Raw genomic sequence first — 22122 nt, 5'->3', positions numbered from 1 at the left:
CCCCAGTGCCGACCCCGGAAGGAAGGACCGATGGCGACCAGCGCACGCGACGGCCACGGCGACGACGACGGTGCGGACGCCTCCGCGGCCCCGGCGCCGTATCCGCCGGTGGAGCCGGACGCGATCGCCGAGCTCGCCCTCGAACTGCCCGAGACCACCGAGGAGAACCCGTTCGGCCCCGGCGTGGACGTCTACAAGGTCGCGGGCAAGGTCTTCGCGATCCTCAGCCCCGACGCCGACCCGCCGTCCGTCTCCCTCAAGTGCGACCCGGCACTCTCCTTGCACCTGCGGGACCACTACGCGGCCGTCACCCCCGGCTACCACCTGAACAAGAAGCACTGGAACACGGTGGCGCTCGACGGCAGCATCCCCCCGGACGAGATCGACGACCTCGTCGCGCACTCCTACTCCCGCGTCGTGGCCGGCCTGCCCAAGGCCACCCGCGACCGCCTCACGCTCCTCACCCCCGCCGTGACGCCGCTCGTCCCCTGAGCCGCGCGGGAGTTGACCGTAAAGACCCCCCTGGGGCAGGAGTACGCCCGTGCGGCGCATGAAACCGGTGCGGCCCGGCCATCATGTAAAGGTGGCCGGGCGATGTGCAATTGCACGTGCGGCCGAATTCGATCACCCCCACTGCGAGGAGGAGAACGATGACCGGTCGGGACGAAGGCACGAAGCGCCAGGTTGCTCCGCAGCCACGGCCGAACATGGCCGAAACCGTGGTGAGTTGGCGAAAAAGTTCATACAGCAACCATGAGAGCAACTGCGTCGAGGTAGCCGAACTCGACCAGGAAACGGTCGGAATCCGCGACTCGAAGGACAGGAACGGTCCGATTCTGACCTTCAGCCGCAGTGCGGTCCGCGCGTTCGTGGCCGGTACCGCCCGTGGCGAGTTCGCCGTCGAGTAGCGAGATCCAGCCAGATGTGACGTCGGGCCCTCCGCTTTGTGAGCGCTACGGCACGATAGGTGACCCATACGGGGTGCCTCGCCCCGAGAAGGAGACCGACCGTGCCAGCTCAACCGTCTCGCAGTCCGCGTGGGGCCCGTAACGTCCACGACCTGTCCGGTCGGGCGCCGACCGCGCAACGGATGATCTTCGGTGAGACGCTGAGGCAGCGCCGGCAGGCGCTCGGCCTCACCGCCGAGGACGTCGTGCGACAGATCGGCCACTCCGCGTCCAAGATCAGCCGGATGGAGAACGGCCGGCACGACTTCAAGGAGGCCGACCTCCACCGCCTCCTGGACGTCTACGGCGTGCGGGACGAGTCCGAGCGCGACCTGCTGCTCGACCTCGCCCGCGCCGCCAACGAGCGTGGCTGGTGGGACGCGTGGAGCGACGTCTCCACCAAGACCCTCCAGACCCTGGTCAGCCTGGAGGACATGGCCCAGCGCATCCGCAGCTACGAGATCGCCCAACTGCCGGGCCTGGTGCAGACCGCCGAGTACACCCGCGCCCTGATCCGGGCCAACTCGCCCGGCAAGAGCGAGCAGGACATCGACCGGATCATCGAGTTGCGCGCGATGCGGCAGCAGCGGCTGATGCGCTCGCCCGGCAAGAAGCTGCTGTGCGTGCTGGACGAGGTCACCCTGGTCCGCCCGTACGGCTCCCGCGAGGGCATGCGACGCCAGCTCGAACACCTGATATCCCTGGCCGACGACCCCGACATCGGCTTCAACCTGGTGGAGTTGAACCGGCCCAACCTGCCGGTGCAGATCGGTACCACCACGATCTTCGACTTCGCCGACGGTCAACTCCCCGACATCGTCTACATCGAGCGTTCCGGCGGCGGCCTCTACCTCCAGGAGGAGCACGAGGTCGACGAGCACGTCAAGGGCTTCGATCGACTGATGATCGCCTCGCTCGGCCAGCGCGCGACCGTCCGCCGCATCCAGGACCACATCAAGAAGTTCCGCTGACCAGCGAACGCTGGAGCGAAGGCCGTAGCGAAGGCCGGAACGAGAGCGCGGGCGGACGGAACGCGTCGAGCGCCAAGGTCCTTGGCGCTCGACGTGTCGGCCGGTGCGGTCGGCGGTCAGCTCTTGCGGGCCACGCCCGCGTACAGCGACGACTGCGCGTTGGTGACCAGCGAGGGGCCCTCGCCCGCCTCCGGGCGCCACTGGTGGGCGACCTCCACGCCGGGCTCCACGAGCTCCAGACCGTTGAAGAACCGTTCCACCTCGGACTTGGTGCGGACCTGCAGCGGGGTGCCGCCCTGGGTGTAGATCTCCATGATCGTCGCCCAGGCGTCGGGGTCGAAGTCCGGGGTGCAGTGCGACAGGGCCAGGTACGAGCCCGGCGCGAGCCGGCCGACCAGGGCCTCCACCACGCCGTACGCGTCCCGCGTGTCGGGCACGAAGTGCAGCACCGCGTTGAGGCTCAGGCCGATCGGCTCCGAGAAGTCCACGCACTGGGCCGCCTCCACCGCGGCGAGCAGTGCCGTCGGGTCGGTGACGTCGGCCTCGACGTATTCGGTGGCGCCCTGGGGCGAACTGCTCAGCAGGTTGTCGGCGTAGACCAGCACGATCGGGTCGTTGTCCGCGTAGACGATCCGGGCCTGCGGGACCTCGCGCTGCACGACCTCGTGCAGGTTCGGCTGGGTGGGTATGCCGGTGCCGATGTCGACGAACTGGCGTATGCCGCGCTCGCGGGCGAGGAACCGGGCCGAGCGGTGCACGAAGGAGCGGTTGACCCGGGCGACGGTCCTGATCGAGGGGAACCGGCGGATCACGTCCTCGGCGGCGGTCCGGTCCACCGCGTAGTTGGTCTTGCCGCCCAGGTAGTAGTCGTACATCCGCGCGCTGTGCGGGAGGTCCTGCCGTAACCGGTCGGAAAGGTCGGTCTCCTCGGCGAATGTCGCTTCTTCCTCGGCCACGCGCGGCTCCCATTCTTCGCTTCGCTACCACTCTCATCGGGCCGGGCGGCCCTGCCGACGTCGTCGCCGGCCCGTCGAGCCCCTTGCGGCTCCGTGGCACCGGTCATACCCGGTGCCACCCTGTCCTATCCGGTGGTGGGCCCCCCGCGCCACCCCTGAACGGGGGGAGCGGAGGGGCCGCCGTCACGCTGCCGCCTCCTCCAGCGCGAGCAGCAGCCGCTTGGCGTCGGCGCCGCCGGCGTACTGCCCGGGGGAGCCGTCGGAGCGCACCACGCGATGGCAGGGCACCACCACCGGCAGCGGGTTGGTGGCGCACGCGGTACCGACCGCGCGCACCGCGCGAGGGCTGCCGGACGCGGCCGCCACCTGCGCGTAGCTCTCGGTGCGACCGTAGCCGATGGTGGGCAGCAGGCTCAGCACTTCGCGCCGGTAGCCCTTCGACAACCGCCAGTCCAGCGGCAGTTCGAACGTCCTGCGGTGCCCGGCGAAGTACTCGTCGAGCTGCCTCGCCGCGTTGTCCAGCCGCCCGGGCGCGCGCAGCACGCGCGGGCTGACCCGGTCGGCGAGTTGCTGGAGCACCGCGGCGTGGTCCTGCACCGCGTACGCGATCCGCACCACGCCCTCGTCGGTGGCGGCGAGCAGCAGGGTGCCCGCCGGGGTGTCCAGGGTCCGGTAGGCGACGTCCAGCACGCCCGCGCGGACCGCGCGTTCGGCCAGCCGCGCGTGCAGCCGCGCCATCGCCTCGGTGTCGTGCTCGGGCAGCCCGGCGAACGGGTCCCGCCCGGCCGGTTCGGTGGCGGTCATGGTCATCGTCCTTTCGCTCCCGTCTCGTTGCCGGCGGCCGTGCTTCCACGACCGCCCGTGCCTGTGCTCGTGTCCGTCCTGGTCCCGGTGCGGGTGTCCGTTTCCGGATCGGGGTCGGGATGCGCCGGGTAGGTGCGGCGCAGCGTCCGCATGCCGTCGGCGGCGGCCCGGCGTGCCGCGTCGGTGCTGCCGCCCGTCACGGCGGCGATCTCCTTGTAGGGCAGCCCGGCGAGGTAGTGGTACGCCACCGCGTGCCGCTGCCGCTCGGGCAGCGCCTTCAGGGCGCGCCACAGATCGGGGTCCCAGTCCTCGGGGCGGCCGGCGGCGCTCGGCCGCTCGGGCAATTCGCCGGCCGGTACGGGCCGGCGCGCGTTGGCGCGCGTCACGTCGATCGCCTTGCGGTGCGCGACGGTCACCAGCCACGCGGCCACGTTCGCGTCCCCGGGCAGCTCCGGATACGCCCGCAGCGCCGCGAGGAACGTCTCCGACCAGGCGTCCTCCGCGTCGTGCGGGCCCAGGACGGCACGGACGACCCGGAGCACCATCGGCCCGTGCTCGGTCACGATCTGTTCGAACGGTGGCTTGCTCACACCCTGTCAACGCTCCGGGCGGTCGGAACGTGAGCCCGCCGGCCGGGGAAAGTGCGGCCGTCGCGCGCCGGGCGGCCGAGGCCGGCGTCGCCGTGGCACCACGGCCCCGCCGTTCAGAACAGCCGTGCCTCCTTCTCCTCGGCGGGCTCCTCCAGGTCCAGCAGGAACCGCTTGCGCTCCAGCCCGCCGGCGTACCCGGTGAGCTTCCCGCCCGCGCCCACCACGCGGTGGCACGCCACCACCAGCGACAGCGGGTTCGCGCCGACCGCGCCGCCGACCGCCTGCGCCAGCTGCCGGTCGCCCAGGTCGGCGGCGAGTTCCCCGTAGGTACGGGTGCGGCCGTAGGGGATCGCCGCGATGAGGTCCCAGACCCTGCGGTGGAAGTCGTCGCCCTTGGGCGCCAGCGGCAGCCCGAACTCCCGCCGCTCGCCCGCGAAGTACTCCTCGATCTGCTGCCGGGCCGCGTCGAACCCGCTGTCGTCGCGCGCGCCGAATTCCTCGGGCTTCGGCCGCCCCCGGTGCCGGTGCGCGAAGTACAGCCCGCTGAGCGCGCCGTCCTCGGCCACCAGCACCAGTTCCCCGACCGGGGAGTCGACCACGGTGTGCGTCCTCATCGCCGCTCTCCTCCACGTCTCCTGGCGGCCCTCGGTGCGGACCGCCGACACACCGTAGACGCGGCGGGGGCCCGGAACGTGAGATCCGGGCCCCTGGAACCGCTTGAGCTGCTTGAACCGCCTGAACCCTTCGGACCGCTCGCTCAGACCGCGGTGGGTTTGGACGACGGCTGGAGGGCCACCCCCGCCTCCGCGGTGTGCACCAGGAACGTCAGCGACTCCTGGAAGTACAGGTCGACGGTGGTGGCGGTGTGGCCGAGGTAGCCGATCGACACGTCCTGGCCGAGCCGCAGCTCGAAGTCGCCGCCGCGGGTGGCGAGCAGGAACGCCCCGTCGATCGCCGGCGCCCACACGATCTCGCCGTCCAGCAGCCGCGCGAGGTGCTGGTGGATCGGGTAGCCGTGGTCGGAGGTCTCGCTGACCGCGGTGTACGCGTCGGCGCTCAGCGCCAGCGTGTACGCGCCGTCGACACCGGCCAGCCGCAGCGTGGTGACGGCGTGGCTGATCGCGTCCGGGTACTCCCGCACGTCCGCGGGCAGCGTCAGCCCGGGGTTGGACGAGGCCGCCCGGATGCCGGTGATGCCCGCGGCGGAGTACCCCTCGAAGATCGCCCGGTCCTCGGCGTAGGCGAGTTGCTTGGCCGCGTCCTTGACCGGCTGCCAGTCCGCGTCCTTGGCGCCGCGCGCGACGTCGTCGACCTGGCCGCGGTCCACGGTGAACGGCACCCGCAGCTCCACCACGGGCTGCGAGCGGCGGGTGCGCGCGGTCACGCCGTGCCCGGGCGCGGCGATCTCGTCCAGGTGCCCGGTCGCCACCGCGGACAGTTCGAGGCCGCCGGGCTCGGGCACGTCCACGATGCGGCGGGCCGCGACGTTGCGGGCGAAGGTGCGCCGGGCCTCGGCCTCCAGGTCGGCCCACGCGGCGTCGGAGATGGGGGCGAGTTCGCGGTGCAGGTTGTTCACGAGGGCGTGCTCCTTTTCAGGTTGCCGATGCCGAGGCTGCCGTCGGCGGCGGACCGTGCGGGGGCGGATGCCGGCGCGGGTTCCGGTGCGGGCGCCTGCGCGGGTCCGGACGGGGGCCCGGACGCTTGCTGCGTGGCGAACCCGACGGCGGACCCGGCCGTGGACCCGACCGTGGCCCCGGCCGCGGACCCGCTCCCCGGGGCGTCCGGCAGGTCGTCGAGGAAGTCCGCGGACGGCGCGTAGAAGAGAGTGCCGGTGACGGCGGTGGAGAAGTCGAGGATGCGGTCGTGGGAGGCGGCCGAGGTGCCCAGGAACATGTTCCGCAGCATCTGCTCGGTCACGTCGGGGGTGCGGGCGTAGCCGATGAAGTACGTGCCGAACTCCCCGCGGCCCGGGCTGCCGAACGGCATGTTGTCCCGCAGGATGTCCTGCTCCTCGCCGTCCGGGCCGGTGACGGTGTTCAGGGCGACGTGCGAGTCGTCCTCGTCCAGTTCGACGTTGGTCGCCTTCGTCCGGCCGATGATGCGCTCCTGCGCCTCGACCGGGAGCGCGTTCCAGCCGTCCAGGTCGTGCAGGTACTTCTGCACGATCACATAGCTGCCGCCCGCGTGCTGCGGGTCCTCCGCGCCGATCAGCACCGCCTCGCGCGCCGCCGGGCCGACCGGGTTCTCGGTGCCGTCCACGAAGCCCAGCAGGTCGCGTACGTCCAGGTACTTGAAGCCCTGCACCTCGTCCCGCACGACCACCGAGCCGCGCAGCCGGTCCATGATCTGGGCGGCCAGCCCGAAGCACAGGTCGAGGCGGGTGGCCCGCAGGTGGAACAGCAGGTCGCCCGGGGTGGCCACCGCGCGGTGCCGCGGGCCCTCCAGCGGGGTGAACGGGTGCAGGCCCGCGGGCCGCGGGTAGTCGAACAGGCGGTCCCACACCGCCGACCCGACCCCGGCGACGCAGCTCAGCTTGCCGTCGGGCGCGCCGAACCCGATGGCGCGGGTCAACCCGGCGAGGTCCGCGAGCAGTTCGCGCGCGGTCTGCTCGCCGCCGTCCTCGACCGTCACCACGAGGAAGATCGCGGCGGACGTGAGCGGTCCCAGTACGGGCTGCGGTTCCGGCTCGGTGGCCAATCCAACTCTCCCCTGTGCGGGCGGCGTCCGGTGAATCACCTGGACCCTACTGCCCAGGGCCCCCGCTCACCGGGAGTGCCCGGGCGTGTCCCCCGCGGCCGGTGCGTTCTGCCGGCCGAGGGGCCACCGGCGGGTGGCGGGCTCCCGGTGAGTGCCTCCGCGCCCTGGATTCTGGGCTTCTTCCGCGAAAAGCGGGCCGCAAACCAGCCGTGAACCAAGGGGCGCGACCTGTGAGGGGCTAACGTGCGGACCATGACGTTCCGAGACCTGCACCGCGGCCCGCGGCCCCTGGTCCTGCCCAACGCCTGGGACGTGCCGTCGGCGCTGGCCTTCGCCGACGCCGGTTTCGAGGCGATCGGCACCACCAGCTTCGGGGTGGCGTCCGCGCTCGGCCGGCCCGACGGCGGCCGCGCCACGAAGGACGCGAACCTCGCGCTGGCCCGCGCGTTGAGCGGGCTGCCCGCCCACCTCAGCATGGATGTCGAGGACGGCTACAGCGACGACCCCGCCGAGGTCGCGGAGTACGTCGCGCGGCTCGAAGCGGCGGGGGCGAACCTGGCGGGGGTGAACCTGGAGGACAGCACCGCCGAACGGCTGGTCGCGCCGCAGGCGCACGCCGCGAAGGTCGCCGCCGTCAAGGACCGCTGCCCCGACCTGTTCGTCAACGCCCGGGTGGACACGTACTGGCTCGGCACCGAGGCGGAGATCCCCGCCACGCTGGAGCGCGCCGCGGCCTACGTACGGGCGGGCGCCGACGGCGTGTTCGTGCCGGGCGCCACCGACCCGGAGGTGCTGCGCGAGCTGGCCGCGGGCATCCCGGTCCCGCTCAACGTGCTGGTGGTGCCCGACCTCACCCTGGACGACCTGGCCGGGCTCGGGGTCCGCCGGGTCAGCACGGGCTCGCTGCCCTACCGCGCCGCCGTGCACGCGGCGACCGCCGTGGCCGCCGCCGTCCGCGACGGCCGCACCGACCTGCCGGGCGCGACCCCGTACAAGGAACTGCAGGCCCGGCTGGTCGGCTACGAGCGCACCGGCGGCCGTTGAGCGGGGACGCACCCCGCACGGCCGGGCCGACCAGGGCCGTTTCAGGGTCTGTCAGGGCCGATCAGGGGCCGTTCTCCGGCCAGTCGAGCAGGCGCGCGCCGATCACGGCGGTCTGGAGCGCGTAGCGGTGGCGCGGGTCGGCCGGGTCCGAGCCGGTCAGCGCGCGGACGCGCTGCAGCCGGTAGGTCAGCGCGCGGACGCTCAGTGACAGCCGCCGGGCCGCCTCGGCGGTCACGCACCCGGCGTCGAAGTACACCGACAGGGTGCGCAGGAGCGGTCGGGCGCCGCCGCGCGCCTGTTCCAGCGGGCCGAGCATGGTCTGCACGAGATCGGTGAGGGCCTGCCGGTCGCGGGTCAGCACCGGGAAGACCAGCAGGTCGACAGCGTGCAGGACGGGCTCCTCGAACGCCATCCGGTCCGCCACCGACAGCACGCCCAGCGCCTCGCGATAGGAGTGCCCGCACCCTGCGGCGCCCTGCCGCGCGCGGCCGATCGCGACCCGGACCGCACCCGCGGCGACCGCGCGTTCGGCGAAGTGGGCCGGCACGTCGTCCTGCCCGCCCGGTGTCACGCACACCAGCGCGCCGTCCACCGCGGCGAGCAGCACCCCGCGGCTGCCGAACCGGCTGAGCGTGTCGGTGCTGACCTTCCGCGTCACCGCGTGCGTGTCGTCGTACGGTTCGACGCCGACCGCCACCGCGACGCTGTGCGCGTGCGACAGTTGCAGGCCGAAGCGCTCGGCGTCCACGGCCAGCGCCTCCGGGTCGAAGGTGCCGGACAGCAGGCCGCCGATGAACGCCCGCCGGGCCGCGTCATGGGTGTGCGCGGCCGCGCGCTGGGCCCGCTGGTAGCCGTCGGCGAACGCGTCGAGCGCCTGTCCGACGGTGGCCAGCACGCCGTCGAGGTCCGCGGCCGAGCGCGGCCGTACGACCCGCCCGGCCGCGAGGTGTTCGCGCAGGATCTGCCGCCAGTCGTAGCCCGCCTCGGCCGCCCTCGCACCCATCGCCCGGTGGCTGCTGAGTTCCTCCCGGGTGAGTCGGCGTCCGGTGGCCGATGCCTTGAGCAGCACCTCGGCATAGCCGGTGAGGAAGGTCTGCGGCAGGTTGTCCACGGTCATGGTGCCCCCGATCGTCGCCGGTGCCGGTGGGAGTTGGTGCGCGGGGCCGCCGGGCGTGGCGGCGGGTGGGCGGGTGTGGTGTGCGCTGTGCGGTGTGCGGGCCCCGGGTCAGCTCTTCGCGGGAGCGGCCTCCGGCCCTATCTCCGGGCCGATTTCGGGCCCGAGTTCGGCTTCGAGGTCGGACCCGAGCTCCGGTTCGAGGTCGGCGCCGGCCTCGCCGTCGTGCGCCGTATCGGGCGCCGTGTCACCGGTGGATGCGGGCGCGGCCTCGGACGGTCCGGCCGGTGCGGGTTGCGCGGCGGGCGCGAACCGTCGCGGCAGGTGGGGGGTGACGCGGCGGGCCAGGGGCTCGGTGAAGCGGGCGCTGAGCGGGCCGAGGACGACCAGGATCAGCACGTAGGCGGTGGCGAGGGGGCCGATGCGCGGCTCCTTGGCGACCGCGAGCCCGGCGATCACGATGGAGAACTCGCCGCGGGCCACCAGGGTGCCGCCGGCCCGCCATCGTCCCGGGGTCTTGATGCCGGCCCGGCGGGCGGCGAACCAGCCGGTGCCGACCTTGGTCATGGCGGTCACGAGCGCGAGGATCAGCGCGGGCACGAGCACCGGCGGGATGTCGGCGGGGACCGTGGACAGTCCGAAGAAGACGAAGAACACCGCGGCGAACAGGTCGCGCAGTGGGGTGAGGATGTTGCTCGCGCCCTCGGCGACGTCACCCGACAGCGCGATGCCGACCAGGAACGCGCCGACGGCCGCGGAGACCTGGAGGCGTTCGGCGACACCCGCCACCAGCAGGGTCAGGCCGAGCACGACGAGCAGCAGCATCTCGGGGTTGTCCGAGGAGACCGCCCGGCTGATCAAGCGGCCGTGCCGCAGCGCCAGGTAGAGGACCGCGCCGACCGTGCCCAGCGAGATCAGCAGGGTGACGGTGCCGCCGGCCAGACCGGCGCCGGCCAGCAGCGCGGTGAGGATCGGCAGGTAGAGCGCCATCGCCAGGTCCTCGATCACCAACACGCCCAGGATGACCGGGGTTTCCCGGTTGCCGAGCCTGCGCAGGTCGCGCATCACCTTCGCGATGACGCCCGAGGAGGAGATCCAGGTGACACCGGCCAGCGCCACCGCGGCGACCGGGCCCCAGCCCAGCAGCAGCGCGGCGACCGCGCCGGGTACCGCGTTGAGCACGAAGTCCACCGCGCCGGAGGGGTACTGGGTCCTGAGACTGGTGACCAGCTCCGACGCGCTGTACTCCAGGCCCAGCAGGAGAAGCAGCAGGACCACGCCGATCTCCGCGCCGGTGGCGACGAAGTCCTCGCTCGCGTCCAGCGGGAGGATGCCGCCCTGGCCGAAGGCGAGCCCGGCGAGCAGGTAGAGGGGGATCGGGGAGAAACCCACCCGGCCGGCGAACCGGCCGAGCAGGCCCAGGGCGAGGATGATCGCCCCGAGTTCGACGAGCATGGACGTCGTGTTGTGCACGGGCGGCTATCCTCCGGTGATGAGTTCGGCGACGGCGTCCACGCCCTCGCGAGTGCCGACGACGACGAGCGTGTCCCCGAGCGCGAAACGGAAGTCGGGTGCCGGCGACGGATGCGCCGAGGTCCGCCGCAGCACCGCGACGATCGAGGCGCCGGTGCGGGTACGTGCCTGGGTGGCGCCGAGCGTGCGGCCGGCGTACGGCGACCGGCTGTCGATCTCGATCCGCTCGGTGACCAGGTCGATGCCGACCTGCGCGCGGCGCAGCTTCGCCACCGGGTCCGGCAGCAGCAGCCGGGCCAGCGCCCCGGCCTCGGCCTCGGTCAGCGGGACGGCGTCGGTGCACGCGTCGTCGTCCTGCGGGTCGCGCAGCGCGAGCACGCGCCGCCCGTCCTGGTGTACGACGACCGACAGGTGCCCGCCGGCGTCGGTGTCGAGGTCGTAGCGGCTGCCGACACCGGGCAGCGGGGTCTTGCGAACGTGAGCCGACAGGCCCATGGCGTGCTCCAAGGGGCGTACGGGGGTGGGGGACGGAATCCTGCGTGTGTGCGTGTGTGCGTGTGTGCGTGTGTGCGTGTGTGCGTGCGGAGAGGTGTGCGGGGCGTGCGTGTCGCGTCGTGCCCGGTCGCCTGGCGGCGGCCGGGCACGACGCGCCAGGTCACGGTCGCGGGTTGTGCGAACCCGCCACGGACGGCGGAGACGCCACGTGGGGGACAGGGTGCGGGGCGCCGGGTCCGGCGGAGGAACCGCGCGGACCTCAGGCGCCGATATCGGGAACCCGGTCGCGTGGCGCGCACCCGGCGGGCATCGCCCATGCGCTGCCCGCCGGTCCGCCCCGCAGAACGCCGGGAACGACGGGCGAGCACGCGGTGGTCGTTTCGTACCGCACCATGCCGCCATCCCTCCCGCTCACCTGCCCGTTGGTATTGGTCAGGTAAAGAATTGTACCGTATGAGGTAATGGGCGAAATCAGGGGGTCGTGGTCCTTACCCGCCTATTCCGGCCGCGGGCTCCTGCCTTGAGCGCGCCGAGCGCCGGTACGGCCGCGGTCGCCAGGAAGCAGACCGGCAGCGGGGCCGTCGCCACCAGGACGGCGGCGAGCGCGCCGCCCGCCGACGAACCGGCGTTCACCGCCGAGTTGACCCAGCCGGTGGCTCGGGTCGCGGTGCCGTCAGGGGCCAGCCGGGCCGCCGCCAGGTACGCCGTGGACAAGGCGGGCGCCATCAGCGTGCCCGTCGCCGCGACGCACACCGCGAGCAGCGGCAGCGCACCCGAGGCGGCCGCGTCCACGGCGAGCAGCGCGGCCAGCGCCGCCAGCAGCGGCGACAGCCTTCCCGCGGCCGAGCGCCGCCACGTCATCCGCCCGTGCAGCAGCCCCCCGATCGCGCTGCCCGCGGACTGACCGGCCAGCACCCACCCGACCGCGCCCGGGTGGTGCGCCCGGTCCGCGCACGCGATGACGTACAGGTCGATGCCGCCCAGGCACGCACCCACGGCCAGCGCCGCGCCGGCCGCCCGCCGTACGCCCGCGCCCTCCGCGGACAGCAGCCGCAGCCGGCGCCGCACCTGGCCCTTCCGCCCTTCCGGCGCACCGTGGCCCGCCGCCGCCATCAGCCGCGCCGCAGGGGAGGCCGCCAGCGCGCACGAGCCGGCCGCGATCAGCAGGCCCGACAGAGCCAGCGCCGGCACCGGGTGCATCGCCACCGCGATCAGCGGGCCGACCAGGAAGAGCAGTTCCTCCGCGACGGTGTCGAGGCTGAACGCCCTTTGCAGCAAAGCCTCGTCGGGAGCCAGCGCGCTCCACACCGCGCGCATCGTCGGCCCGATCGGAGGGCAGAGCGAGCCCGCGGCCGCCGCGAGCAGCGCGAGCACGGCCGTACCCGGGCGGCCGGCCGCCCCCGAGTACGGGCCCGCGCACCACGCGAGGGCGAGGAGCGCCGTCGCGAACGGCAGGGCCAGCGACGGCAGGGCGCGGCGGGCGCCCCAGCGGTCCACGAGGTCGGCGCGTGCCGGGCCCAGCACGACCGACACCGTCCCGAACACCGTCGACAGCAGCCCGCCGGCCGCCAACGAGCCGGCGGCCGCGGTCAGTGAGAGCACGAGGGCGAGGCCGAGCACCCCGTACCCGAGCCGCCCCGCCAGCGCGGCGCCGAACGTGACACGGGCATGGGGCAGGCGAAACACGGCGGCGTACGACGCCGCCGGATCTGGCGAAGACATGGGTATCCCCTGGAATACGCAGTGGCATGGGCCGTCTCGCGCACCTCACCCGTCAACTCACCGACGGGCGGCGCGCACCCAGCGCCCTACGCACAGAGGAAGAACATCCCCCGAACCTACCATTCGCGCGGCCACGGAAGGCCTCAGCCGACAGGGGAGAGAGCGACTGCGCGACCAGCCCACCACCGAGGGGTGGTCCCGGGACGGGGAAACCCGGGGGGTCAGGGGCGCCGTAGAGCCGCCGGCGCGGCGAGGAGCAGCGCGAGGAACGCGAGAAGCGTGGTCGCGGTCCACCCGGAGAGGTGGTACGCGGAAGCCCCGAGCGTCCCCCCGAGACTGTTCCCGATGTAGTACGCCGTGAGGTAGAGCGCCGACGCCTGCGCCCGCCCGGCCAGGGCCGTACGGCTCACCGCGCCGGACGCGACCGCGTGCCCGATGAAGAACCCCCCGGTGATGAGGACGAGCCCGGCCAGCACAGCCCACAGCGGCCGCGCCCACGTCACGGCCAGCCCGCCCCCGCACAGCACGAGCGCCACCGCGAAGGCACCGCGCCGCCCCACCCGCGCGGTGAGCGCCCCGGACGCGGCGGACGTACCCGTCCCGACCAGGTAGACCAGGAAGACCGCACCGATCGCGGACTGCGACAGCCCGTAGGGCGCAGCGGTGAGCCGGTACCCCAGCACCGTGTACACCGCCCCGAACACGGCCATGAACAGCATCCCCACCGCGTACAGGCGGCGCAGCCGGGCGTCGCGCAGGTGACCGGTGACCGTGCGGCCCAGCGCGGCCGGGGAGATCGATCCGGGGCTGAAGTGGCGTGCGGGCGGGGCGAGCAGGCGGAAGGCGACGGCGCAGACCAGCGCGGTGGCGCCGACCGCGAACAGCGCCGTACGCCACCCGTACGCCTGGGCGAGCGCGCCCCCGGCCACCCGGCTGCTCATGCCGCCGATGGAGTTCCCGGCGACGTACAGGCCGATCGCGGAGGGCACGGCGGAAGGGTGTACCTCCTCGGCGAGGTACGCCATCGCGGTCGCGGGCAGCCCGGCGAGCGCGACGCCCTGGAGGGCGCGCAGGGCGACCAGCACCGCGAGGTTCGGCGCGAAGGGCACCGCGAGGGCGAGCAGGGACGCGGTGAACACCGACACCGTCATCACCCGGGTCCGCCCGTACTTCTCGCTGAGCGCGCTCGCCGGCAGCAAGGTGAGCGCGAGGGCGCCGGTGCTCGCCGAGACGGTCAGGCTCGCCTGGGCGGGGGACAGCCGCAGCCCCGCGGAGAGCGCGGGCAGCAGCGCCTGGGTGGAGTACAGCAGCGCGAACGTGGCCAGGCCGGCCGCGAACAGGGCGAGGTTGGCGCGGCGGTAGGCGGGGGTGCCGGCGCGGAGCCGGTCGTCGGCCGAGTCGGCCGAGTCGGCCGGGGCCGTGTGCACGGGCGCTCCGGCGCCGGTGGGCCGAGCGGCCGGGCCCGCGCTGGGTACGGCCGCTCCCGTATCTGCGGGGTCCATGACAGCGACGCTAGGGGCCCCGGTTCGCATGCGTCCAATGCATGGAAGGGGCAGAATCGATCCGTCACAGCATCAGTGCAGTACGGAGGGGAGTTCCGTGGGCGGCGACGACGAGGAAGAAGGCGCGCGCACGGCGGCGGAGCCGGGTGGGGCTTCCACTCCCGCCCCCGCTCCCGCCCCCGCCGAACTGTCCCCTGGCGCCTGGGCCGTACGGCTCGCCCCGCGCCTCGCCCAGTTCGCCGCCGTCGCCCGCGAGGCCCACATGACCCGGGCCGCCGACCACCTCGGCATGCCGCAGTCCACCCTCAGCCGCGCCGTCGCCCGCCTGGAGGCCGACCTCGGGGTGACCCTCTTCGCCCGCCAGGGCCGCACGCTGCGGCTGACCCGCGCGGGCCTGACCTTCCAGCAGGCCGCCGAACGCGCGCTCGCGGAGGTGGAGCGCTCCGCCGACGAGGTCAGGGTGGACGCCGACCCCGGCAGCGGCCGGGTCGCGTTCGGCTTCCTGCACACCCTCGGCCCCGAGACCGTCCCCGCGCTGCTGCGCGCCTTCCGCGCCGACCACCCGCGGGTCCGCTTCCACCTCGTGCAGACCTACGGCGAGGCCATGCTCGAACGGCTCAGGGCCGGCGCCCTCGACCTGTGCCTGACCTCGCCGCTGCCCGCCGAACCCGGCCTGGTCGTCCGCCGGTTGGACCAGCAGCGGCTGCGGCTGGTGGTGCCGGCCGGGCACCGCCTCGGCCACCGGCGCCGGGTCCACCTCACGGACTTGGCGGCCGAGCCGTTCGTCACCCTGGAGGCGGGGTACGGGCTGCGCCGGATCACCGACGCGCTGTGCGCCGAGGCCGGGTTCGCGCCGCGGATCGCGTTCGAGGGCGAGGAGGCGGAGACGCTGCGCGGGCTGGTCGCGGCCGGCCTCGGCGTGGCGCTGCTGCCGCCCCCCGCGGTGCCCCGCCCCGGCGTCACCGAACTCGACCTCATCGGGCAGCGCGCCGTACGCGAGATCGGCGTGGCGTGGCTGGACGGGCAGCGCGACACCGCGCCGGTCGCGGCGTTCAAGGCGTTCCTGCTCAGCCGCAAGGGCGCGCTGCTGCCGAGGTGACGCCACCCGGGCGCGCCCACCACTCCGGTGTTCTTGCTGGTCAGAGGCATTGTCAGTGGGCGGGCATAGGGTCCGGACATGGGCAAGGTGCGGGCAGGGGATGGACGGCCGGCGGCGCCGGTGACGGTGCGGCTGAGGGAGTGGGAGGAGGGTGACCTGTGGGTGCTGAGGCGCACGAACTCGGCGGAGATGACCGAGCATCTCGGTGGCCCGGAGAGCGAGTCACAGCTGCTCGCTCGCCAGGAGCGCTACCTCCGGCTCGACGGTGACGGCGGCCGGATGTACGTGGTCATGGCGAACACGGGCGAGGGTGTGGGCGCGAGTGCTGGTCCGGGTCCGGCCGAGGAGGTGGTGGGCTCCATCGGGTTCTGGGGGCGGGTCTGGCAGGAGGAGCCGGTCTACGAGACCGGCTGGGGCGTGTTCCCCGAGTTCCAGGGCCACGGCATCGCGGCCGCCGCGGCCAGGGCCGTGGTCGAGCGGGCGGCTGCCGCCGGCACCCGCCGCCACCTGCACGCGTACCCGTCCGTCGACCACCCGGCGTCCAACGCGGTGTGCCGCCGCGCGGGCTTCACCCTGCTCGGCGAGGTCGGCTTCGAGTACCCCAAGGGGAACCCGATCACGTGCAACGACTGGCGGATCGAACTGCCGGCGAGCCCCGCGGCGCCGATACCGCGATAGACGACCGGCTGCCGTGACCGGTGATCCGCTGCCGTGACCGTCGACCCGGGCCTGTCCTGCGGCATGTCGGCGGCACCCGGCACGGGCCGCCGCGGGTAACGTCCTGTCCTGCATGGTCTGCCGGTTCGGCGCTGCCGCTTCGGCGCCGCTTCGATACGGTTATCCGCCCGCGCGCGGAGAACCCGTGAGGGACGCTGCGGGAGGTCCGCCCTGCTGGTGCTGTGTGTGCTCTTCGCGCTGCTCGGTGCCGCCAGCAACGCGGCCGGCACCGTCTTCCAACGCAAGGCCGCGAGGCGGGTGCCCGCCGAGGACGCGATGCGCTTCCGGCTGCTGGTGGACATGCTGCACCAGTCGGTGTGGCTGCTGGGCATCTGCGGGGTGGCCCTCGCCGCGCTCTTCCAGGCGCTCGCGCTGGTCACCGGCCCGCTCGCGCTGGCCCAGCCGGTGTTCGTGCTCGAACTGCCCTTCGCGCTGCTGATCGCCATGCCCGTGCTCCAGCGCACCCTGCCGGGCCGCGGCTGGACCGCGGTGGGCTGCATGGTGGTCGGGCTGGCCATCGCGCTGGCCTGCGCCGCACCCGACGGCGGCACCGACCAGGCGTCACTCGCCCGCTGGGTGCCGGCGGTCGCCGGCGTGGGCGGCTTCACCGTGGCCGCGGTCGCCCTCGCCCGGCACCGCCGGGCCGGCCCGGCCCGCGCCGCGCTGCTCGGCGTTGCCGCCGCCGCGGCCAACGCGCTGACCGCCGCGCTGATGAAGTCCGCCGCCAACACCTTCTCCGCACACGGCTTCGGCGCGTTCCTCGCGGCCTGGCAGACGTACGGCTTCGCGCTGTGCGGGATCGCGGCCGTCTTCCTGCTGGAGAACTCCCTCCAGTCCGGGTCCATCGCCGTCTCGCAGCCCGCGCTGACCCTCGGCGACGCGACCCTCAGCCTGGTGCTGGGGCTGACCGTCTACGCCGAACACATCCGCACCGGCTGGTGGTTCCTTCCCGAACTCCTCGGCGTGGCCATGGTCGTGGCCGGCACCGTCTACCTCTCCAAGTCGGTCGGGCTCACCCGCGAGCTGGGCACGAAGTAGCAGGCACGGCAACGGCACGGGGTGCCGCACGCGGGTCCGGACGCCGCGCGTGGGATGCTGGGCGTGATCGAACACCCGAGGGAACACGACAGTGGCGATGGCAGGGACACGAGGCACACGACGGGCGCTCACGGACCTGTGGGACCGCTACTCGGCCTCCGATCCCGGGCTGCTGCGGCTGATGGCCGGCCTACGCACGGTCGGCTCGATCGGCCTGGCGCTGCTGGTCCTCGCCGTGATGGACACCCCGGTGACCCAGCTCGTGGCCGGCGCGATGGCCGCGATGGTCTCCACGTTCGCCATCCGCGACAAGCGGGTGCCCGACCAGGCCGTCACCCTCGCGCTCGGGCTGCCGGCCGCGCTCGCCTCGGTGTCCCTGGGCTCCCTGCTCAACCCGCACGTCGTCGTCGGCGACATCTTCTTCGTGCTGCTGATCTTCGTCTGCGCCTACGTCCGCCGCTTCGGCGACCGCTACACCGCGATCGGCATGATCAGCTTCCAGGTGTACTTCGTCTCGCTGTTCGTGCACGCCACCCCCTCCGACCTGCCCGGCCTCTGCCTCACCCTGACCATCGCGTTCGCGTGCAGCGCGCTGACCCGATTCGCGTTCGTGCCCGAGACCCCCGAGCGGACCATGCGCCGGCTGCGGCAGGCGTTCCGGGCCCGCACCGTGCAACTCGTCGCCACCCAGCGCGAGGTGCTGGAGTCCCCGGCCGACCACCTCGACAGCGCCGTCGCCGACCTGCGCAAGGACACCGCACGGCTGCACGAGAGCGCCCTGATGATCCAGGCCAGGCTGGAGGACGGCACCTCCGACCCGGCCACCGCCAACCAGCTCCAGCGCCGCGTCGTGGACGCCGAGATCGCCGCCGAGCGGCTCGGCATCCTGCTGCTCAACACCCGCGGCAGCGGCCACGCCGACACCCTCACCCTGCACCTGCCGAACGCCCCGCTGCCCGCGCCGGTGCGCCGGCTCAGCGACGAGGACGAGGCCGTCCGCACCCTGCGCAAGGAGATGCGCGCCCTCCAGTTGCTCGTCGCGCGCCTGTCCGAGGACGGCCGCGGCACCGCCGTCACCCACCTGCGCAACCGCCTGCTCGCCTATCGCGACGACGCGAACCTGCCCCGCGCCACCCCCGCGATCCAGGACGCCTTCCGCGGCATCGGCGAGACCGCCCGCGCCGTCCTCGGCCTGCGGATGGCCCTCGACGGCCCCGGCGACGACTCCGACGACGCGCCCGAGACCGTACGCTCCCGCGAGGAGTTCGACGCCGAGGACCTGGCGCTGGCCGACGACTCCGCCCCCAGTGTGCGCACCGGCCTGGACCGCCCCAGCACCCGCGCCGCCTTCCAGGTCGCCACCGGCTCCGCACTGGCCGTCCTCGGCGGCGAGTTCCTGTCCTCGCAGCGCTGGTACTGGGCCGTACTGACCTGCTGGGTGGTGTTCCTCAACACCTCCTCCACCGCCGAGATCCTGGTCAAGGGCTACCGGCGGCTGATCGGCACCGTCTGCGGCGTCGTCGCCGGCGTCCTGCTCGCCGGCGCGATCGGCCACCACACCTGGACCGCGTTCGCGCTGGTCCTGGTCTTCATCTTCGCGATGTTCTTCACCGCGCCCGTGTCGTACACGCTGATGTCGTTCTTCGTCACCGCCATGCTCGGGCTGCTCTACACCCTGCTGCACACCTACAGCCTGTCCGTGCTGCTGCTGAGGATCGAGGAGACCGCGCTCGGCGCCGCGTGCGGGGTGATCGCCGCCGTGCTGGTCCTGCCGATCCGCACCGACGAGCACACCGACGCCCAACTCGTCACCGTCCTGACCCGGTTGCGCGACGTGTCCGTGGCGGCGGTGGACCAGCTCGGCGGCGGCCCGGCCGTCGACCTCGTCGACATGTCCCGCGACCTCGACACCGCCCTGGATGCCCTGCGCCGCTCCACCAGCCCGCTCACCTACCCCATCACCCCGCTGCGGGTCCGCCGCCGCACCGCCCGCTACCTCGTCGCCCTGCTGGAGACCTGCGCATACCACGCCCGTTCCCTGGCGGCCACCGCCGAACTCGTGCCCTACAGCCGGAGCGTGGCCGCCGACCCCCGGCTCGCCGCGGTCGGTCCGCGCATCGCCCACAACATCGACGCGCTCATCAGCCACGTCGAGGCGCAGGAGTCGACGAAGGAGAGGGCGGTGGCGGTCGCGGTGTCGGGCGCCACGGTCGCCGCGCCGCCCGAGGGGGACACCGACCGGCGCGCGGAGGCCCGCAGAGGGCCCGCGGTGCGGACCGGGCCGAGTATCGCGTCCATGCTGGAGGGTTCCGGGAGCAGCAACCTGCGCTCCGGCACCGTCACCTACCGCGTGCTGCGCCACCTGCAACGCCTCGACGAGGGCATCACCGCGCTGGCCCGGCCGCTGCGGGCGCCGATGGAGGACGACGGCACGAGCCGGCGCGCGGCAGGCGGCACGGGCGGTGCGGGCGGTGCGACGGCGCGGGCCCGGCCCGCGGGCTGAACGGCTGCCCCGCCGCTCACGGTTCCAGCCGGTGCAGCGTGACGCCGGAGAGCTTCCCGCCGTCCGCCTCCGCCGTCATGTACGTGCGGTACGGCTCGCGCCGCCGGTCCGTCGGCGAACCCGGGTTGAGCAGCCGCAGCCCGGTCGCGGCCACCGAGTCCCACGGGATGTGGCTGTGCCCGAAGACCAGCACGTCGGCGTCCTCGTAGAGCGCCGCGCAGCGCTCCTCCCGCCCGCGCGCCGGGCCCGTCTCGTGCACCACCGCGAACCGCACGCCACCCAGCCGTACCCGTGCCACCTCCGGCAGCCGCGCCCGCAGCCCGGGGCCGTCGTTGTTCCCGTACACCGCGACCAGCCGCCGCGCCCGGGCCTCCAGCAGGTCGAGCGTCGCCTCGTCCACCCAGTCGCCCGCGTGCACGACGACGTCGGCGGCGTCGATCCCGGCGAGCAGCGCGGCCGGCAACTCCCGGGCCCGCTTGGGCACGTGCGTGTCGGTGGTGAGCAGCAGGCGCACGGGCGGGGGTCTCCTTCGCGGATCGGGGCGGCCGGCCCCGGGGCGGCGGTCCGGTGGACGGGTCCGGTGGAGATGGCCGGTGGCGGGGCCGCGTCCCCCGATCGTCCCACGCGGCTTCCGCGCGCCGGGCCGGGCACGCGGGCGGGAGCGTGCGCGTACCGCACAATGGGGCGGGCCCGACGTTTCCGACGGAGGCCGACGAACGATGACACATGTACCCGAACTCGCCCGCACGCTCGGCCTCAGCCCGCACCCGGCGGGCGGCTGGTACCGCAGGATCTACACCTCGCCGGTGCCCCTGGCGCACCCCACGGGCACCGGCACCCGCGCCTCCGCGACCATGATCCACTACCTCCTCACGCCCGGCGAGCACTACGAGTGGCACAAGGTCGACTCGGACGAGGTGTGGTTCTGGCAGCAGGGCGGCCCGCTGCTGCTGCGCACCAGCAAGCCCGGGCCCGCGCCCGACGGCGTCACCGAGCACCTGCTGACCGCCGACCCGGCGTCCGGCGCCGACCCCTGCTTCCACGCCGTGGCCCCCGCCGGTTCCTGGCAGCGCGCCGAGCCGGCCACCGACCGCGAGGTGCTGGTCAGCTGCGTGGTCACCCCCGGCTTCGACTTCGCGGACTTCACGCTGCTGCGGCGGCGATAGCGGCGCCCGCGCCGTCGTGTCGCTCCGCGGCCGGATCGGCTGCGACGAGTTCCGCGCGATGCTGTCACCGGGAGAACCGCTCCGGGCGGAAGTCCGCGAGCATCCCGTCCCTCTTCCCGCTGAGGATCTCCGCAGCGAGCAGCCTGCCGATCACCGGCCCGAGCGTGATGCCGCTGTGGGAGACGGCCTCGTAGTAGCCGGGCACCGAAGGCACCGCTCCCACCGAGGGGAACCCGTCGGCCGGGATGGGCCGGTGGGCCACCCGCGTCTGCGCGACACGGGAGTTGCCGAGTTCCGGAACGACCTGCCGCGCCGATTCGTGGAGCAGCCGTGCGAGTTCCGCCGGGTCTTCGCCGGTGTCGATGAGCGCGTCGATCTCGCGGCTGTGGAGGACCACCGACGTATCTCCGTCGGGACGGATCTCGATGTGGGGTGCGTGCATGGCCCGGTGGACCGGGGGGACCTGTGCGCAGTCGATCCGCGTGACGACGCCGGGTTCCCGGCGCATCGGCAACTGCCGTGCGACGAGCTCGGCGACCTGGGAGGCGTGGGGGCCCGCCGCGTTCACGACGACGTCGACATCGAGACGGCTCCCATCCGACAGGGTCACCGTCCGGACGCTCCCGTCGGTGCCGATGCCGATGTCACCGACCGCGGCGCCGGCCCGGCATTCGGCCCCCGACTCGACGGCCTGGCCGACCAGGCGGCCGACGAGACGCCGTCCGTGTACCCACGCTTCGTCGGGGCAGAACAGGACCGGAGTCTTGCCGGGCACCGTGAGCGCAGGTTCGAGGCGGCGGCGCACCTCGGCTCCCGCGCACACCTCGACCTGGTAGTCCCAACCGGCCAGCAGTTCGGCGGTTTCCAGGAGTTTCGCCTCCGCCGCGGGATCGTCCGCCCAGCGCAGGTGACCGCTGGGGTGCCACCATGGGCCCGGCCCGATGGTCCCGGCGAGCTGACGGTATTCCGCCATGCCCGCGACGTTCAGGTCGAAGTAGGACCTGCGCGCCGTCTTGTTGCTGGCGTTGACCCACGAGAAGGACCAGTCGGTGACCCCTTCGCCCGGCCGGCCCGCGTCGATGAAGACCACCTCGGCCCCGTGCCGCGACAGGTTCCAGCCCACGCAGGCGCCGAGAATGCCCACTCCGATGACCGCGACACGTTCAGGCCGCTGCGCGTACCCCATGCTCACCGACGTCCCCTCCCATGATCACGGGCGAACTCCCGTTCCAAGCATGCCCACACCCGTTCCGCGACGAGCGCGTGATGCGGTCGGGAATTCCG

The 22122-nt window shown here is 73.7% G+C and carries 22 protein-coding genes; 9 read left to right on the top strand and 13 right to left on the bottom strand.

All coding sequences use genetic code 11. The features are described from left to right. Positions 1-30: 30 nt before the first annotated feature. The 3 genes from OG370_RS05030 (at position 31) to OG370_RS05020 (ending at position 1918) form a co-directional block, all read left to right on the top strand. A complete protein-coding gene (locus tag OG370_RS05030) occupies positions 31-492 on the top strand; it encodes an MmcQ/YjbR family DNA-binding protein (protein WP_328461009.1) in 462 nt (153 codons plus the stop codon). Between the two features lie 158 nt (positions 493-650). Next, positions 651-908 (top strand): DUF397 domain-containing protein, encoded by a 258-nt coding sequence (locus OG370_RS05025; protein ID WP_328461007.1) that lies wholly within the window; start codon positions 651-653, stop codon positions 906-908. Between the two features lie 182 nt (positions 909-1090). Next, positions 1091-1918 (top strand): helix-turn-helix domain-containing protein, encoded by an 828-nt coding sequence (locus OG370_RS05020; RefSeq protein ID WP_328461005.1) that lies wholly within the window; start codon positions 1091-1093, stop codon positions 1916-1918. A 116-nt stretch (positions 1919-2034) separates the two neighbouring features. On the opposite strand, the gene OG370_RS05015 is transcribed toward OG370_RS05020, so the two are convergent. From OG370_RS05015 to OG370_RS04990, 6 genes are all read right to left on the bottom strand, one after another. Continuing rightward, positions 2035-2874 carry an SAM-dependent methyltransferase gene (locus tag OG370_RS05015; protein WP_328461003.1) on the bottom strand — a complete coding sequence of 280 codons (840 nt, stop codon included), beginning with the start codon at positions 2872-2874 and terminating at the stop codon, positions 2035-2037. A 183-nt stretch (positions 2875-3057) separates the two neighbouring features. Further along, positions 3058-3678 carry a methylated-DNA--[protein]-cysteine S-methyltransferase gene (locus tag OG370_RS05010; protein ID WP_328461001.1) on the bottom strand — a complete coding sequence of 207 codons (621 nt, stop codon included), beginning with the start codon at positions 3676-3678 and terminating at the stop codon, positions 3058-3060. Between the two features lie 2 nt (positions 3679-3680). After that, the gene (locus OG370_RS05005) at positions 3681-4268 is read right to left on the bottom strand and encodes an RNA polymerase sigma factor (RefSeq protein WP_328460999.1); all 588 of its coding nucleotides are present in this window, start codon (positions 4266-4268) and stop codon (positions 3681-3683) included. Between the two features lie 113 nt (positions 4269-4381). Then, positions 4382-4882, bottom strand: coding sequence for a methylated-DNA--[protein]-cysteine S-methyltransferase (locus OG370_RS05000; protein WP_328460997.1), 501 nt, complete (start codon positions 4880-4882; stop codon positions 4382-4384). 143 nt (positions 4883-5025) lie between these two features. Then, positions 5026-5844: a family 1 encapsulin nanocompartment shell protein gene (locus OG370_RS04995; RefSeq protein ID WP_328460995.1), complete on the bottom strand. Its 819-nt coding sequence runs from the start codon at positions 5842-5844 to the stop codon at positions 5026-5028. Continuing rightward, positions 5841-6965, bottom strand: coding sequence for a Dyp-type peroxidase (locus OG370_RS04990; protein WP_328460993.1), 1125 nt, complete (start codon positions 6963-6965; stop codon positions 5841-5843). The genes OG370_RS04995 and OG370_RS04990 overlap by 4 nt, the downstream gene beginning before the upstream one ends. Before the next feature lie 252 nt (positions 6966-7217). Between OG370_RS04990 and OG370_RS04985 the strand changes: the two genes are divergently transcribed. Continuing rightward, positions 7218-8009 (top strand): isocitrate lyase/PEP mutase family protein, encoded by a 792-nt coding sequence (locus OG370_RS04985; RefSeq protein ID WP_328460991.1) that lies wholly within the window; start codon positions 7218-7220, stop codon positions 8007-8009. Positions 8010-8070: 61 nt separating this feature from the next. On the opposite strand, the gene OG370_RS04980 is transcribed toward OG370_RS04985, so the two are convergent. The 5 genes from OG370_RS04980 to OG370_RS04960 all read right to left on the bottom strand — a co-directional run bounded on the left by OG370_RS04980 (position 8071) and on the right by OG370_RS04960 (position 14315). After that, the gene (locus OG370_RS04980) at positions 8071-9126 is read right to left on the bottom strand and encodes a PucR family transcriptional regulator (RefSeq protein WP_328460989.1); all 1056 of its coding nucleotides are present in this window, start codon (positions 9124-9126) and stop codon (positions 8071-8073) included. Between the two features lie 108 nt (positions 9127-9234). Further along, the gene (locus tag OG370_RS04975) at positions 9235-10596 is read right to left on the bottom strand and encodes a cation:proton antiporter (RefSeq protein ID WP_328460987.1); all 1362 of its coding nucleotides are present in this window, start codon (positions 10594-10596) and stop codon (positions 9235-9237) included. Between the two features lie 6 nt (positions 10597-10602). Then, positions 10603-11091, bottom strand: coding sequence for a cation:proton antiporter regulatory subunit (locus OG370_RS04970; protein ID WP_328460985.1), 489 nt, complete (start codon positions 11089-11091; stop codon positions 10603-10605). 471 nt (positions 11092-11562) lie between these two features. After that, complete coding sequence (locus OG370_RS04965; protein ID WP_328460983.1) at positions 11563-12813, bottom strand: MFS transporter; 1251 nt, start codon at positions 12811-12813, stop codon at positions 11563-11565. A 221-nt stretch (positions 12814-13034) separates the two neighbouring features. Further along, positions 13035-14315, bottom strand: a complete 1281-nt coding sequence (locus OG370_RS04960) for an MFS transporter (protein WP_328460981.1) — start codon at positions 14313-14315, stop codon at positions 13035-13037. Positions 14316-14352: 37 nt separating this feature from the next. On the opposite strand from OG370_RS04960, the gene OG370_RS04955 reads away from it, so the two are divergent. The 4 genes from OG370_RS04955 to OG370_RS04940 all read left to right on the top strand — a co-directional run bounded on the left by OG370_RS04955 (position 14353) and on the right by OG370_RS04940 (position 19672). Beyond that, positions 14353-15414, top strand: coding sequence for a LysR family transcriptional regulator (locus tag OG370_RS04955; protein ID WP_443060615.1), 1062 nt, complete (start codon positions 14353-14355; stop codon positions 15412-15414). 78 nt (positions 15415-15492) lie between these two features. Continuing rightward, entirely contained in the window at positions 15493-16092 is a 600-nt protein-coding gene (locus tag OG370_RS04950; RefSeq protein ID WP_328460979.1) for a GNAT family N-acetyltransferase, read from the top strand. Between the two features lie 210 nt (positions 16093-16302). Continuing rightward, positions 16303-17169, top strand: a complete 867-nt coding sequence (locus tag OG370_RS04945) for a DMT family transporter (protein ID WP_328473796.1) — start codon at positions 16303-16305, stop codon at positions 17167-17169. 97 nt (positions 17170-17266) lie between these two features. Further along, entirely contained in the window at positions 17267-19672 is a 2406-nt protein-coding gene (locus tag OG370_RS04940; RefSeq protein ID WP_328460977.1) for an FUSC family protein, read from the top strand. A gap of 16 nt (positions 19673-19688) precedes the next feature. On the opposite strand, the gene OG370_RS04935 is transcribed toward OG370_RS04940, so the two are convergent. Then, positions 19689-20186 carry a metallophosphoesterase family protein gene (locus OG370_RS04935; RefSeq protein ID WP_328460975.1) on the bottom strand — a complete coding sequence of 166 codons (498 nt, stop codon included), beginning with the start codon at positions 20184-20186 and terminating at the stop codon, positions 19689-19691. Positions 20187-20391: 205 nt separating this feature from the next. On the opposite strand from OG370_RS04935, the gene OG370_RS04930 reads away from it, so the two are divergent. After that, positions 20392-20838, top strand: a complete 447-nt coding sequence (locus OG370_RS04930) for a cupin domain-containing protein (protein WP_328460973.1) — start codon at positions 20392-20394, stop codon at positions 20836-20838. Positions 20839-20902: 64 nt separating this feature from the next. Here the strand turns inward: OG370_RS04930 and OG370_RS04925 are convergent, their stop codons facing one another. Then, positions 20903-22024, bottom strand: coding sequence for an NAD(P)/FAD-dependent oxidoreductase (locus OG370_RS04925; protein ID WP_328473794.1), 1122 nt, complete (start codon positions 22022-22024; stop codon positions 20903-20905). Between the last annotated feature and the right edge of the window lie 98 nt (positions 22025-22122).

Origin of the sequence: Streptomyces sp. NBC_00448, from assembly GCF_036014115.1 — a bacterium.
Lineage (GTDB): Bacteria > Actinomycetota > Actinomycetes > Streptomycetales > Streptomycetaceae > Actinacidiphila.
This window is presented reverse-complemented; position numbering and strand designations above follow the sequence as displayed.

Bases quoted from the DNA above. Each gene is read 5' to 3' on its own strand.
- OG370_RS05030 (WP_328461009.1), top strand. From the start codon at position 31: ATGGCGACCAGCGCACGCGACGGCCACGGCGACGACGACGGTGCGGAC.
- OG370_RS05025 (WP_328461007.1), top strand. From the start codon at position 651: ATGACCGGTCGGGACGAAGGCACGAAGCGCCAGGTTGCTCCGCAGCCA.
- OG370_RS05020 (WP_328461005.1), top strand. From the start codon at position 1,091: ATGATCTTCGGTGAGACGCTGAGGCAGCGCCGGCAGGCGCTCGGCCTC.
- OG370_RS05010 (WP_328461001.1), bottom strand. From the start codon at position 3,678: ATGACCGCCACCGAACCGGCCGGGCGGGACCCGTTCGCCGGGCTGCCC.
- OG370_RS05000 (WP_328460997.1), bottom strand. From the start codon at position 4,882: ATGAGGACGCACACCGTGGTCGACTCCCCGGTCGGGGAACTGGTGCTG.
- OG370_RS04985 (WP_328460991.1), top strand. From the start codon at position 7,218: ATGACGTTCCGAGACCTGCACCGCGGCCCGCGGCCCCTGGTCCTGCCC.
- OG370_RS04980 (WP_328460989.1), bottom strand. From the start codon at position 9,126: ATGACCGTGGACAACCTGCCGCAGACCTTCCTCACCGGCTATGCCGAG.
- OG370_RS04970 (WP_328460985.1), bottom strand. From the start codon at position 11,091: ATGGGCCTGTCGGCTCACGTTCGCAAGACCCCGCTGCCCGGTGTCGGC.
- OG370_RS04965 (WP_328460983.1), bottom strand. From the start codon at position 12,813: ATGTCTTCGCCAGATCCGGCGGCGTCGTACGCCGCCGTGTTTCGCCTG.
- OG370_RS04960 (WP_328460981.1), bottom strand. From the start codon at position 14,315: ATGGACCCCGCAGATACGGGAGCGGCCGTACCCAGCGCGGGCCCGGCC.
- OG370_RS04955 (WP_443060615.1), top strand. From the start codon at position 14,353: ATGCATGGAAGGGGCAGAATCGATCCGTCACAGCATCAGTGCAGTACG.
- OG370_RS04950 (WP_328460979.1), top strand. From the start codon at position 15,493: ATGGGCAAGGTGCGGGCAGGGGATGGACGGCCGGCGGCGCCGGTGACG.
- OG370_RS04940 (WP_328460977.1), top strand. From the start codon at position 17,267: ATGGCAGGGACACGAGGCACACGACGGGCGCTCACGGACCTGTGGGAC.
- OG370_RS04930 (WP_328460973.1), top strand. From the start codon at position 20,392: ATGACACATGTACCCGAACTCGCCCGCACGCTCGGCCTCAGCCCGCAC.
- OG370_RS04925 (WP_328473794.1), bottom strand. From the start codon at position 22,024: ATGGGGTACGCGCAGCGGCCTGAACGTGTCGCGGTCATCGGAGTGGGC.